The sequence below is a fragment of the Streptomyces sp. NPDC022910 genome, assembly GCF_055561075.1.
The window spans coordinates 80,181-92,715 of the sequence record NZ_JBVHHL010000016.1 but is presented as its reverse complement, the minus strand read 5'-3'; the positions used below and the strand labels follow the sequence as shown (position 1 = coordinate 92,715).

Sequence of the window (12,535 nt, the reverse complement as noted above, 5' to 3'; positions counted from 1 at the left end):
GTGTGTGCCCTGACAGCGTCAGGGCACACACGCCAGCAGCAGCGGCAACAACGGAGCCGTGCCCGTGGCGACCACGACCGCCGGCCAGATCGCGCAGTGCGGGCGGGGCTGCGGAGTGAGGACACGCCGCAGGCGGATGAGGACACCCGCCCCGCCCGCTCCCAGTGCCGCTTCCGGCGCCCGTCCGGCCGCGACCTCGCACATCGCCGTAGCCAGCGCCTCTCTGGAGTGGAAACGCAGGGCGCGGTCGTCCGCGATCATCTCCAGCATCAGATACGTCTGTTCCTTGGCGTGCCGGGCGAGTGGAAGGCCAGGGAACGCTCGGCAGAACGCTTCGACGAGTACATGCAGCAGGTGATGCCGACCGACGATGTGGGCGTGTTCGTGCTCCAGCACGGCCCTCAGTTGGTCCTCGGAAAGGACGTCCAGCGCACCCCGGGTCACGACCACGCGGGAGGGGAGTCCTGACAGGCAGTAGACGGCCGGGACGTCGTAATCGACGACGGTGGCGTCGTAGCCGTGTGGTGCCGGCTCCCCCACGAGGGCAAGCATGTCCAGTTGGCGGACTCGAGCGCGTCGAGCCCGCCAAATGCACGGGACCAGCCAACCGGCCGGCAGCAGTACGACCAGCACGGGCGCCGCAATCACCAAGGCGTCCCCGATGGTGAGCGGTGCACGGCCCTCCGGGGCGGATGTGGCCAGTCCGCAGAAGGTGAGCAGCCCGAAGAGCCTTTCGTGCACGTGGTGCTCGCCGAGGACGAGGTGATGCACGGACAAGGCTGCCGTGACGACGAACGTCACCATCAACCCCTGCCAGGCGAAAACCGCAGCGGTCGGCGCGCGGTGGGCCCACCGCGCCCGGGCCAACAAGGGAGGGACCGCGGCGCCCATCAAGGCCGCGTATCCGGCCAGCGCCACGGCTGTGATCATGCCTCGCCCCGCCTCTTCACCGCGCGGAGCGCCGAGCGCAGCGCGTCCGCTTCCGCGCCGGAGATCTGTTGCACGAAACTGGCCAGAGCCCCCGCGGGATCCGGGTTCTCACCCAGCGCGTCGCGCATCAGCGACGCGGTGTACTCCTGGCGGGTACAGGTAGGCGTGTACACCCAGGCCCGGCCTTCCTTCTGCCTGGTGAGCATGCCTTTTTGGTACAGGATGTCGGCCACGGTCTTGACCGTGCTGTAGGCGATGGGCCGCTTCTTGTTGAGGTCCGTCATCACGTCGCGCGCGGTGGCTGAACGCCCCCAGGCCCACAGGCGGTACATGATCTCCGCCTCGAGCTCACCCAACCGACGCACGACCGCTCCCCTCGACCCGGAAGGCGCGACTCCCAATACCAGTGAGTGTTCATCGTAGACGCCAAGGTCCTCACGTTCTCCGAGGTCGCGAGGAGGTGGGATCGCACTCGGCACAAGACAGTTGCCACCACGCAGACGCGTACGCATGCCGCTGCGCCGTATCGTTTATCGTCAAGCAACTTAGTAGAACCGAGAAGGAGTAACTTCTCACGGCGGGCTCTCAATCCTTTCGGTACTGTCGGAAGGCAGGGACCCGCAGCAGTTGGATAGGAAGAGGCTCCGCAGTGCACGTGAGCAAACATGTACGGACAGGAGGCGCCTTCGGGCACCTGCTGCTCGTCGTGGTACTCGCGCTCGGCGTGTTCCTCATGCACACGGTGGGGCATCCCCAAGATTCGGGCTCCGCCGGGATGAGCACTGCGTCCCACAGTTCGATGAACACCACGAGCGAGGGCCGCCTACCGCATCAATCCACGCCAGCCGCGCCAGCCAACGATTCCAGCAAAGCGAAGAACCCGGGGCACACGGCTTCCACGCACAAGCTGCCCATGACCATGGACATGCTGTCTCTCTGCGTGGGCGTGCTGCTGGGTGCTTGGGCGCTTGCCGCGCTCCTGCGCTCGGCATTCGCTCGCCATCCCGACTGGCTGGCCACCGTTCTCGCGCAGGCACCCGTCGCGCAGCGCCCCAATCCTCCGCCACGCGGTCCCGATCTCACCCAGTTGTCGGTCCTACGGCTGTAGGCCGTCTCGCCTTCGCGGACGCGCACCCAGTGCGATTCCGCGATCTCGCGTACGCCCGAACAGCCGAAAAAACCACACATGAGGTGAACTCGACCATGACCGTCTTTACGCGCGCCTTGCGCCGCAGGTCCGCCCGCCGCATCGCGGCCTGTGGCGTCGTAGCCGCCGGCGCCCTGCTGCTCTCTGCATGTAGCAACGACAGCAACGACATGGGCAGCATGAACCACGGAAGCGGCCACAGCTCCCCGGCCGTGACGGCAACCGCCACAGCCGGGGCCTACAACGACGCCGACGTCCACTTCGCGCAGATGATGATCCCGCACCACGAGCAAGCCGTAGAGATGGCCAAGCTGGCCGACGGCCGCGCCGCCGACTCGGAGATCAAGAGCATCGCCACGAAGATCGAGAAGGCTCAGGACCCCGAGATCAAGACAATGACGGGCTGGCTGCAGTCCTGGGGCAAGCCGACCGCCATGGGAGACATGCCCGGCATGGACATGGGCGACGGCATGATGTCCGACAAGGACATGCAAGAACTCAAAGCCATGAAGGGCACGGAGTTCGACAAGATGTTCGCGCAGATGATGATCGACCACCACAACGGCGCGATCAGCATGGCCAAGACCGAGCAGAAGGACGGCAAGAACGCCGACGCCGTGAAGATGGCCGGCGACATCGTCACCGGCCAGTCCGCCGAGGTCAAGCAGCTCCAGAGCATCCTCAACCGGCTCTGAACCGTGCCCGCCGATCGCCCCGGCTCCTCGGCGCCCCCGAAGAGCCGGGGCGATCCCTGCCCTTCCCGCCCCCTCCAGGACCATGCGTCCTGGCGCTGTACGACTCTCCCTGAGGACCATGAAGAAGCACCACGCAGCATCCGCGGTCACCGCTGTGTCCCTCCTCCTCGCCCTGGCCGCCTGCTCCAGCAGCAACGCCGGCGGTAGCACTGCCTTTGACAGCTCGTCCGCCACAGCAATCAGTCACATCCACGGGCTCGGTCTGAGTCCATCCGACGGGCGTCTGTACGTCGCCACCCACGAAGGCATCTACACCCCCGACGCCCAGGGCAAGCCCAAGCTGGTCGGCGACAGCACGGACGACTTCATGGGCTTCACGGTGACCAACGACGGAACGTTCTACGCCAGCGGCCATCCCGCACAGGAAGCTGACGGCCCGGGCAACAAGGGGCTGATCAAGAGCACAGACGTCGGCAAGACCTGGACGACACTGTCCCTGGCCGGGCAGTCCGACTTCCATGCCTTGGACTACGCACACGCCACCCTCTACGCCTACGACTCGACCAGTGGCCTACTGCGCACCAGCAAGGACGGCGCCATGTGGAAGAACGGAGCGACGCTCCAGGCCCTCGACATCGCGGTCAGCCCGGGAGACCCGAATCTGGTACTCGCCACCACGGCCGAGGGAGTCGCCCGCAGCTCCGACGGTGGCAAGTCCTTCGCCCAGGGCAAGGAGCCGGTGCTGGCGTACCTGTCGTGGAGCGCGAAGGACTCCCTGTACGGCATCGATACGTCGGGCGGACTGCGCCGCAGCGGTGACGGTGGGGTCACCTGGAACAAGGTGGCGACGGTCCCCGGCGGACAGCCGCAGGCCCTGTCGGCCGTCGATGCTGGGCACGTGCTCGCAGCCACCCAGGGCGGGGTCTACGAATCGAAAGACGGCGGCAGGACCTTCACCGAGCGCCTGGCTGTCGAGTCGGCCAGCGGGCACTGACCCGGCAGGCGCGGCTCCGCTACCCGCGGGGGGCACCGAGCAGGTACGGAGTCCTGGCCGTCAGCCACGTCGTCGACTACAGGCGATGCCCCCTTCACCGCTGGCAGCTGCGGGGCCGCACTCGACGCCCAGCGATATCTGGCTGCCGGCCCGGCGGCAGCGTCGAGTAGCTCCAGTCGCCACGTCGATCTGACAGGCCGTAACGCTCGGGGGTAGCCCACCATGCTGGTCTACCCCCGGCGTTCGTAGTTTTCATGCCGCCCTGGGGACCGCCGCCGTCAGTTGCATGCGTGCAGAGTCCTGCCTGGCTCTGGCTCCATGCTGCTCGCGGACGACGGAAACGCCGGGGTCATTTCACCGGAGAGTGGGCAATGGGCATGCGGCTCGCCATCTCTGACCGGGTGAGGCGTGCTTCGCCACCGGCCCGCGACATGAACGATGACCGCACCAGGCGCATCACCAGCGGCGCCGACATACGTGAGGCACGGTGGGGCGGGGCTGCGGCGCGTGCCACGTGCGCCCTGGGGTCAGTCCTGAGGCCGCAGCCCCGCGAGGGTGACGGTGACGAGCCGCTTGGCTGCAGCCTTGGACGCCAGACCGCCGGCGCCGGCGAGAGCGTGCAGGCAGTAGCCCGCCAGCTCGTCCGGTGAGACATCACCCCGGACTTCGCCTGCTTCGACGCCCTCCTTCAGCAAGTCACGGAGGAAATCACGAAGATGCTGTTCAGCGTGCGCCACGTGGCCGCCTCCATGCAGGAGTGCCGAAAGCTCTCCCCCATGGCCGTGCCGCTGCTGCTGGATGAAGGAGTAAGCCTCCAATACCGCCTCCAAGCGCTCGCCGGTAGTGCCGGCGCGGTCGCGTAGCGCGGCGAGCTCGCTCAGGTGATCGGCGATTTGGCGTTGATGCCAGGCTTCCAGGATCGATTCGACATCCGGGAAGTATTTGTACAGCGTGGCCCGGCCGATACCGCTCTCTTCCGCGATCCGCGACATCGTCACCCCGCGGAGGCCCTGTGCGGCCACGAGCTCCGCGGTCGTCTCCAGCACGGCGTCCCGAACGGCGCGGCGGTGCTCCTCGATCGTCTCGTTCCACAGCTTCGGCACCAGCTCAGTGTACGCACCGACGACCTGGATACACTATGACTTGACGTAGACATCCTGTATCGATAAACATTCCGGTCGTACAGGCGAGACCGACCGGCACGCTCGCCCTTGAGAGAGGACTCGCATGAGCGACTCAACACCGCCCACCACCGGCGCATCGTCAGACCGTGGATCAGCTCCCGCCGCCCCCCGCTGGGTGAAGATCTCCGGGATCGGGGCGCTCGCCATGGTCATCTTGTTGCTGGTCCTGCACCTTTCGGGTGCCATGGGACCTGGTATGCACGGCGGTCACTGATGGTGATGTCGCCCGGTGCACGCAAGCTCGCGCTCACGGCTCACGTGACGGCTTCGGTTGGATGGCTCGGGGCGGTCGCCGCCTTCCTTGCCCTCGCCGTGGTGGGCCTGAGCAGCCGGAATCCCGGGCATCTGCGTGGCGCGTATCTCGCCATGGAGCTGACCGGTTGGTACGTGATCGTTCCCTTTGCTTTCGCCTCCCTTGTGACCGGGCTCGTCCAGTCCCTGGGCAGCACGTGGGGTCTGTTTCGCCATTACTGGGTGCTCGCCAAGCTCGTCCTGACCGTCCTGGCCACCTTCCTCCTGCTGCTGCACATGCAAGTGGTCAACCAGGTATCCGATGCGGCGACGCGGACGAACTTGTCCGCCTCCGACCTCAGCGGCATGAGGATCCAACTTGTCGCTGACGCCGCCGCAGCGGTAGTCGTCCTGGTTGCGGCCACGGCCTTGTCGATCTACAAACCACGCGGCATCACCAGATACGGGTGGCGGGTGCAGAACGAGCAGCGTGCGGACCGGTCCGGTGGCACGGCCGCGGAGAAGAGCGCTTCGATTGCCCCGACTCGGGCCTGACGGCGCCAGTTCTCAGGAGGCCCGGCGGTCCGGATCAGCGGGGCCGGGTGGCCGCCGCCACGAACATCGGCAGGGCCAGCAAGAGGCGGTCCGTGCCGGCGCGCTTTCGCTGTTCCGCCACCCATGTATCCGTTTGCTCGCGCGTGACGGTGCCGGCGGAGCAGGCCCCCTCGGCCAGTCCCGTGAGCAGCGGCAGCATCGCTGATCCGGTCAGGACGCCCGTGTGAGCCTCCACCGACACCTGGCTGAAGGCGGCCTCCAGCAGCAGGTTGCGATAGCGGCGTGCAGCGTGAGGACTGACGGTCAGATCGGCGCGCGCATGCACGATGGTTCGCGTAAGAGCCGGGTCATCGGAATCGATGATGAAGGTGTCCCAGTCCTGGCCGATCAGCACGATACGCCCGCCGGGAGCCAGAACCCTGTGCGCCTCTGTCAGGGCCCGTTCAGGCTCAGCGAGTTCGTGGAACACTTTGTCGGCCCGGAAACCGTCCATCGAAGCATCGGCCAGCGGCAGCTCATAGGCTCCCGCGATCCGGTAGTCCGAAGCGGGCCATCGGCTGCGAGCGACGGCAATCATCCGCTCGTCGGGATCCACACCGATGGCCTTCACTCCCCGTTCGGCGAGCTCCGCAACAGCGCGTCCCGCCCCGCAGCCCACGTCCACCACGGACGCCCTGGGGCGGAGGTGGAGCAACTCGAAGGAGCGTGATCGCAGTTCTGCGGCTCCTGGCAGCCGGTCGGCCGCGTCGAGAAGTGCGATGAGGTCGTCTGTCGGATCCTGTGTCTGCTCTGTCTCCTTGGTCATGAGTACCAGGCTGCGAGTTAATGTCGGCATGAAGTCAAGCGAGCAGAGGGCACCGACCGGCGGCGATGTCGCGGCTATGAGCATCGGGACCGTCGCGGAACGCTTCGGTCTGGCCACGCACGTCTTGCGGCACTGGGAAGGAATGGGCCTCCTCGCCCCCGATCGCGACCGTGCCGGGCGACGTCGCTACGGCGTTGACCATCTCACTCGCGTCGCAGTGATTCTCCGCGCCAAGGAGGCGGGGCTGTCCCTCGACACCATCCGCTCCCTGGCTGCCACGGCCGACCCGGCGGAGCGGCGCGACATCTTGCAGGAGGAAGCCGCGGCCTTGCGATCCCGCATCGCCGCCGCGCAGTACTCCCTCGACCTGATCGAGTGCGCCCTCGGCTGCGATCACGAGGACTTCACCCAGTGCGCGCACTTCCGGCAAATGGTGGCCGAGCGCATCGGTCCCGGCACGCCGGAGCACGTGCCGGTCTGATGCGGATGGGCGGCGGCCAGGTCGCTCCGGCCACCGCCCTCACCAGCGGTGGGTGCTCAGCGCGCCCAGACCACGAAGGTGATCACCGACTTGCCGTTGCCGAAGTTCCGCACGTAGGTGTCGCCGTGCTTGGCGTGCGCCACGCGCGTGCCCCAGCTGGACTTGTCGTTGCTCACCTGCGGCACGGCCGCGGACTGGTCCACGGTGCTCGTGGAGTCCAGGTGCGCGTAGATGGTTGCCAGCTCGTCGTAGTCGTGCTGGTTGGGGTGAAGGTTGCTGGGCGGCCCGTCGGGGTTGCTCGTGTAGTCCATGCAGGTGCCCAGGTTGGCGTTGTCGAAGTTCGTGTCCTGGTGGTCGAGGCCGAAGGTGTGCCCGACCTCCTGGCAGGTCACCAGGGATCTCCACGAGGGGGTGTTGTACGTCGCGGTGTTGAAGTACGTGTCGTTCAGCTTCACCGTGCCGGAGGCGATGTGGGTACCACCGGTGACGGATATGGACGCGATGCCGAGCCAGCCGTTGTTGCCGTAGGTGTTGTTGCACACCTCGACACGGCCGCTCGTTGCGGGGCAGCGGCGGGCCGAGGACTGGCCGGCCACGACGGTGGTGTCGAGCACGGTGGACTTGGACCAGTCGCTGGATGCGGTGCTCAGGTAGCTCTTCCAGGTGGAGCTGAGGTTGTCGCCGAGCTTGACCGTGAACGGGTTGGCGGTGCGGGCCCAGTGGTAGCCGCCCCACGAATGGTTGGCCTGGGCGGTGGTGCTGAAGGTCAGGGTGGCGGCGGCCGCTGCGGTGACGGCGGCGAGCAGCTTCATACGCACGAGGAGTCTCCTCCGTGGTTGGGGATGAAAGCCACACGCGACCTCGGATGAGCCCTTTCGTCGACGGCGCAGCCAAGGTCGCGAACTACCGTGCGGGTGGTGCGGTGATGACTGACCGTGCTGACTGGACGGCATGCGAAACGGTCCTGTGGCACAGGCATGCCGGTGGGGCTCCAGGCGATTCGAGTGGTCGAATCGCAGGTAGGTTAAAGGATCTCCCCAGCCGTTGTCATGTACATCGAGGGCAAAGACTCTGCTAAGCAGCTTCGCTGCATGGGTTGGAACATCCCGCCTGAAGACCACACTCACGTAGGGGCCATTCCGTACAGCCGGGCCAGGAACCGGGGGAAGATTCCCCGATCGGCCACGTAGGCACTTAGCGGTGGCGGCGCACCCTGAGCGCGTCTGCCAGAACGCGGATCGTTCGCCGTCGTCTGAGGTGCCCGGGCCACTTGCCGATGTGCAGACGTGTGGGCGCGCGGATCTGACCGGTCGTCTGATGGATAGGGCAGATCGCCCTGCGGTCCCCTGCGTGTCTCGAAGTGCTCGGTGAGCAGGCGCGGTTGTTCTTCGTCTCGGGGGGCAGTTGGCTCGGGGCCGGGGTCGATGTTCACGAGAACGGAAGGCACCTGATCCGGGGCTGCTCCGGGTGGTTGGCGGGCGGTGCTCTTTTCCGGGGGAAGTCGTGACGTGGTCGACGGGAATGTTCGGATTCACTGCCGGCTACTGATACCGGCTCCCCCGCGGGGTGGAGCCGCGTGGGCGATGAAGTGCGCCGTGTCGTCCGCATGGCTGATCCCCTTCTGCCCCATCAGGCACGTGAACTGCTCTCGGTTCTCACCCGGTTGGCGCTCTTCTGCAACGGTGAGGGCCTGCCCGGGAACGCGGAGGTGTGGCTGTCCCACGAGGTGATCGAGCGGTTCATTGCGATCGGCTGCCCCACCGTGAGCGACAGCATCCGAGGCAACTACCGGAGCAGGCTCCTGCGCCTCAGCGAGGTCATCCTGGGTGGGGAGTGTCGGACCGGAAAGCCCGCCAAGCTGTCGGCCTCCACTCCCAAAAGCCCCTACAGCCGGACCGAGCTCGCGGATCTGTGGGGCTGGGCCAGCGGGCAGCCCACCGAGGAGCTTCGCTGGGGCTGCAAGACCCTCATGGCGCTCGGGCTCGGGGTCGGCCTCGATTCCCCAGAAGCCATGCACATGCGCGTCCACGACGTCCGCAGAACCTCCGGCGACGGCGGCTCCGTCGTCGTGGTCACCCGCAAGCCCCGGAAGCGGGAGATCCTGTGCCGCCGCCCCTGGGAGGGAGCCCTGGCCTGCGCTGCCGACCGCCTCGACACCACAGGCAATGCCCGGTACCTGTTCCGCCCGAACTGCTACAGCCGCGGCAGCAACACCGTCACGAATTTCCTGGATCGCACCCAGCCCAGCCCGCACGTCCCCCGCTTGGTCATGGGACGCCTCCGGTCGAACTGGCTGGTCGAGCTCTTCGAGGAGCGGCTCCCCATCACCGTCATCGTGGCGGCCGCCGGCGTCGACACCCTCCATGGCCTGTCCCGCATCCTGCCGTTCCTGCGCGCCGTCCCTGCCGAAGAAGCCGCCCGCCTGCTGCGAGGCGGCCAATGAGCACGCTGCGCAGCTTGTCCAGCGACCGCCATGAGCGCCTCATGGCGATGCGCGCGGAGCGCAGATTCATCAACGACGCCGACGTCGAATCGGCGGTCGATGAGGTGGACCACAGCGGGCTCGTCCCGCTGCTCGAGGAGTTCGTCCACCTTCCGCGCGACCGACACCGCACCCTGCATCTCAGAAGCCTTCTGGTCGGCCTTCACCTGTGCACCCAGGTCACCGGCGGAAAGATCGTGCTGGTACAGGTCACCGACATCCTGTACTTCCGCCTCACACCACCGATGCGCGCCCTGCTCGACATCCCCGAGTACGAAGATGACGACCATGGCTTCGAAGCGGCCTACGCCGTCGTCCGCCGACTCTTCCACGCGATGAAAGACGCGATGAACCCCTCACCTCTGCCCCCGAACGGCCATCTCTCACGCGAGGAGGCACAGGCCCTCACTGCGGCAGCGGGTGTCGACCTCCTGGCCGAACGGGAGCGGCGGCTGGCCCTGTTCACCGAGTTCCTGCTGGACGCCTCCGTACGCCCTCTCCACAGCCTGCTGAGCGAGCTCGCAGAGGTCTCCCTCGGCGTCGACGCCACTCCCATCCGTGCCTTCTCGCGTGGCCGCCGCACCAACGGCCCCGAGCTCGCCACCGATCCCGACGCCCGTCCATGCCCGAACCGCTGATCAACGCGACCATCGACCTCGACCAGGAACGCATCGACCGGGAGACCTGGATCAAACGGATCGCGACACGCCGCAGCTACCGCATCATGCCCAAGGAGAACCCATACAGCGACGGCTACCAGCGGATGATGTGCCCCGCCGAAGCAGGCAAGGCCCAATGCCCCATCGAGCCGCGCACCGTGGGCCGCGGCATCCATCTCCCCCCGTCGACCCGGAACCGAACCCCAACCGGCCCCCTCAGGGTGTGCCGCCAGCGGACGATCACCATCAGCCCGGAAGCCGGCGCCAAGCACTGGCAGGCCCTCGAATACGGCGGCGCGGAATGACAGAAGGTCTACTTCCGGCTCCGCAACAGCGTCGAGGGCTACAACGGCTACGCCAAGAACCCTCTGGCCGAAGGGATCGAGTCCGCGGGCTCCCGCCGCATCCGCGGCATCGCGGCCCAGACGATCCTGCTCGCCTTCCAGTTGGCCCACGCCAACCGCCGCAAGATCAAGAAGTGGCTGGACACCCTGGCACTGAACAGCGAACGACCACGCCGCCGTACCCATCACCGCCGGAAGACTAAAGAACCGAGGTCCTGGACCCCGACCGGCTACCTGGTACCGGCGGCGTAGATCGAGCAGCCCAAACCCGCCGCCGAAGTACAAACATCACGACAAAGAAGCAGGGCCCCGACGTGAGATACCTCACGTATCGGGGCCCTGACGCGTCTCGCCCCGAGCCGTGCGATGCCTCACATCCGTCACGAGCAACGAGAAACGGGCCCCTCCAGGACTTTCGTCACTGGCAGAGACCCGTTTCGTCGGTTTCTCATGGTCGTCGTGCGCGAGGGGGGAGTTGAACCCCCACGCCCTTGCGGGCACTGGAACCTGAATCCAGCGCGTCTGCCTATTCCGCCACCCGCGCATTGGGTGTGTCTTCCGGCTCCGGGCCCTTGCGGTGCTGGCGCCTTCCGACATCCAGAAGATTAGCACGCTGGAGAGGGTGCGTTCACATCCCTTTCCCGCGGGCCTCGGGGCCGGCCGCCGTGAATCCCGCCGCACCCAGCCAGGACCCGGGCCGACCAGCCAGGACCCGGGCCGACCAGCCACGGAGCGCACCGACCGGTGACGGCCTCCCGCCCCGGCGCCCAGCCCCCGCGCTGACGAGCGGGGCGGACGGCAACCCACTCGGCGGCGGCTCCCCGGCCCGGGGTCAGCGCCCGGCGGGCCCGGACCACCCGGCCCGCCTCACAACGTCTCAACGTGTCTCTGTTCACGTATCAACCTCGTACCGGTCCCGCTCATCTCCCCAGGAGGCGGACCGGGTCCATAGTCAGGTGCGGGACACTGGTTTGCGGCCGCCTCTACGATCCATGCAAGGAATACGTCAAAGGAGTACGTCCGCGATGAGTTCGAAGGGGTCGTCCGGAGGGAACTCCCGAGGCGTCGACACCCTTCGACAGGGCCGACAGGGGGAACCAGCCGATTTTCCGGCGCGTGGATACGATCAGTAAGCAGTACCAGGTAAGAAGCAGTACGCAGGACGGCAACGACGGAGGAGGTGCCCCATGGGAGTCCTGAAGAAGTTCGAGCAGCGTCTCGAAGGTCTGGTCAACGGCACCTTCGCCAAGGTGTTCAAGTCCGAGGTCCAGCCCGTGGAGATCGCAGGTGCGCTCCAGCGGGAGTGCGACAACAACGCGACCATCTGGAACCGCGACCGGACCGTGGTCCCCAATGACTTCATCGTGGAGCTGAGCGCACCGGACTACGAGCGCCTCAGCCCCTACTCCGGGCAGCTCGGCGACGAGCTGGCCGGCATGGTGCGTGACTACGCCAAGCAGCAGCGCTACACCTTCATGGGCCCCATCAAGGTCCACCTGGAGAAGGCCGACGACCTCGACACCGGCCTGTACCGGGTGCGCAGCCGTACGCTCGCCTCCTCCACGAACCAGCAGGCTCCCGCCTCCGCCCCGGCCGGGCGGCAGAGCCCCGGCGGCTACGGCTACCCGCCGGCCGCCGGCCCCGCGGGCGCCCCTCCCATGCCGTCCGCGCCGCCGCCCGGCGCGCGGCCCGGTGCCGCGCCCTACGGCCAGCGGCCCGCGGCCGCGCCCACGGCGGGCGGGCGCACCCGCTACTGGATCGAGATCAACGGCACCCGCCATCAGATCTCCCGCCCGACGCTGGTGCTGGGCCGCAGCACCGACGCCGACGTGCGGATCGACGACCCCGGCGTCTCGCGCCGGCACTGTGAGATCCGGACCGGAACGCCCTCGACGATCCAGGATCTCGGGTCCACCAACGGCATCGTGGTGGACGGGCAGCACACCACCCGCGCTACGCTCCGCGACGGCTCGCGGATCGTCGTGGGCAGCACCACCATCATTTACCGGCAAGCCGAAGGGTGAAGCG

Annotated in this window: 14 protein-coding genes and 1 tRNA gene; 9 read left to right on the top strand and 6 right to left on the bottom strand. The window is 67.3% G+C overall.

From position 1 onward, the window contains the following. Positions 1 to 18: 18 nt before the first annotated feature. Positions 19 to 930: a M56 family metallopeptidase gene (locus ACZ3TS_RS17860; protein ID WP_467618798.1), complete on the bottom strand. Its 912-nt coding sequence runs from the start codon at positions 928 to 930 to the stop codon at positions 19 to 21. Further along, entirely contained in the window at positions 927 to 1,295 is a 369-nt protein-coding gene (locus ACZ3TS_RS17855) for a BlaI/MecI/CopY family transcriptional regulator (RefSeq protein ID WP_220295317.1), read from the bottom strand. Before ACZ3TS_RS17855 ends, ACZ3TS_RS17860 begins: the two co-directional genes overlap by 4 nt. A gap of 290 nt (positions 1,296 to 1,585) precedes the next feature. On the opposite strand from ACZ3TS_RS17855, the gene ACZ3TS_RS17850 reads away from it, so the two are divergent. The 3 genes from ACZ3TS_RS17850 to ACZ3TS_RS17840 all read left to right on the top strand — a co-directional run bounded on the left by ACZ3TS_RS17850 (position 1,586) and on the right by ACZ3TS_RS17840 (position 3,766). Continuing rightward, positions 1,586 to 2,038: a DUF6153 family protein gene (locus ACZ3TS_RS17850; protein WP_467618796.1), complete on the top strand. Its 453-nt coding sequence runs from the start codon at positions 1,586 to 1,588 to the stop codon at positions 2,036 to 2,038. Between the two features lie 95 nt (positions 2,039 to 2,133). Further along, a complete protein-coding gene (locus ACZ3TS_RS17845; protein WP_467618793.1) occupies positions 2,134 to 2,772 on the top strand; it encodes a DUF305 domain-containing protein in 639 nt (212 codons plus the stop codon). Positions 2,773 to 2,890: 118 nt separating this feature from the next. Further along, complete coding sequence (locus tag ACZ3TS_RS17840) at positions 2,891 to 3,766, top strand: F510_1955 family glycosylhydrolase (protein WP_467618792.1); 876 nt, start codon at positions 2,891 to 2,893, stop codon at positions 3,764 to 3,766. Positions 3,767 to 4,293: 527 nt separating this feature from the next. Here the strand turns inward: ACZ3TS_RS17840 and ACZ3TS_RS17835 are convergent. Then, entirely contained in the window at positions 4,294 to 4,869 is a 576-nt protein-coding gene (locus ACZ3TS_RS17835; RefSeq protein ID WP_467618791.1) for a TetR/AcrR family transcriptional regulator, read from the bottom strand. 294 nt (positions 4,870 to 5,163) lie between these two features. On the opposite strand from ACZ3TS_RS17835, the gene ACZ3TS_RS17830 reads away from it, so the two are divergent. Then, positions 5,164 to 5,736: a hypothetical protein gene (locus ACZ3TS_RS17830; RefSeq protein ID WP_467618789.1), complete on the top strand. Its 573-nt coding sequence runs from the start codon at positions 5,164 to 5,166 to the stop codon at positions 5,734 to 5,736. A gap of 34 nt (positions 5,737 to 5,770) precedes the next feature. On the opposite strand, the gene ACZ3TS_RS17825 is transcribed toward ACZ3TS_RS17830, so the two are convergent. After that, positions 5,771 to 6,541 carry a methyltransferase domain-containing protein gene (locus ACZ3TS_RS17825; protein WP_467618786.1) on the bottom strand — a complete coding sequence of 257 codons (771 nt, stop codon included), beginning with the start codon at positions 6,539 to 6,541 and terminating at the stop codon, positions 5,771 to 5,773. A gap of 28 nt (positions 6,542 to 6,569) precedes the next feature. On the opposite strand from ACZ3TS_RS17825, the gene ACZ3TS_RS17820 reads away from it, so the two are divergent. Further along, positions 6,570 to 7,022, top strand: coding sequence for a MerR family transcriptional regulator (locus ACZ3TS_RS17820; RefSeq protein ID WP_467618912.1), 453 nt, complete (start codon positions 6,570 to 6,572; stop codon positions 7,020 to 7,022). 56 nt (positions 7,023 to 7,078) lie between these two features. On the opposite strand, the gene ACZ3TS_RS17815 is transcribed toward ACZ3TS_RS17820, so the two are convergent. Further along, positions 7,079 to 7,840: a zinc metalloprotease gene (locus ACZ3TS_RS17815; RefSeq protein ID WP_467618784.1), complete on the bottom strand. Its 762-nt coding sequence runs from the start codon at positions 7,838 to 7,840 to the stop codon at positions 7,079 to 7,081. A 788-nt stretch (positions 7,841 to 8,628) separates the two neighbouring features. Between ACZ3TS_RS17815 and ACZ3TS_RS17810 the strand changes: the two genes are divergently transcribed. From ACZ3TS_RS17810 to ACZ3TS_RS17800, 3 genes are read left to right on the top strand one after another with little or no spacing between them, the layout of a single operon-like run. Next, a complete protein-coding gene (locus ACZ3TS_RS17810; RefSeq protein WP_467618782.1) occupies positions 8,629 to 9,465 on the top strand; it encodes a hypothetical protein in 837 nt (278 codons plus the stop codon). A 14-nt stretch (positions 9,466 to 9,479) separates the two neighbouring features. After that, positions 9,480 to 10,142 (top strand): hypothetical protein, encoded by a 663-nt coding sequence (locus ACZ3TS_RS17805; RefSeq protein ID WP_467618780.1) that lies wholly within the window; start codon positions 9,480 to 9,482, stop codon positions 10,140 to 10,142. Then, positions 10,127 to 10,468: a hypothetical protein gene (locus tag ACZ3TS_RS17800; protein WP_467618779.1), complete on the top strand. Its 342-nt coding sequence runs from the start codon at positions 10,127 to 10,129 to the stop codon at positions 10,466 to 10,468. The genes ACZ3TS_RS17805 and ACZ3TS_RS17800 overlap by 16 nt, the downstream gene beginning before the upstream one ends. 499 nt (positions 10,469 to 10,967) lie before the next feature. On the opposite strand, the gene ACZ3TS_RS17795 is transcribed toward ACZ3TS_RS17800, so the two are convergent. After that, positions 10,968 to 11,051, bottom strand: a tRNA-Leu gene (locus tag ACZ3TS_RS17795). A 643-nt stretch (positions 11,052 to 11,694) separates the two neighbouring features. Here ACZ3TS_RS17795 and ACZ3TS_RS17790 point away from each other — a divergent pair. Beyond that, positions 11,695 to 12,531 (top strand): FhaA domain-containing protein, encoded by an 837-nt coding sequence (locus tag ACZ3TS_RS17790; protein ID WP_467618777.1) that lies wholly within the window; start codon positions 11,695 to 11,697, stop codon positions 12,529 to 12,531. Positions 12,532 to 12,535 lie beyond the last annotated feature (4 nt).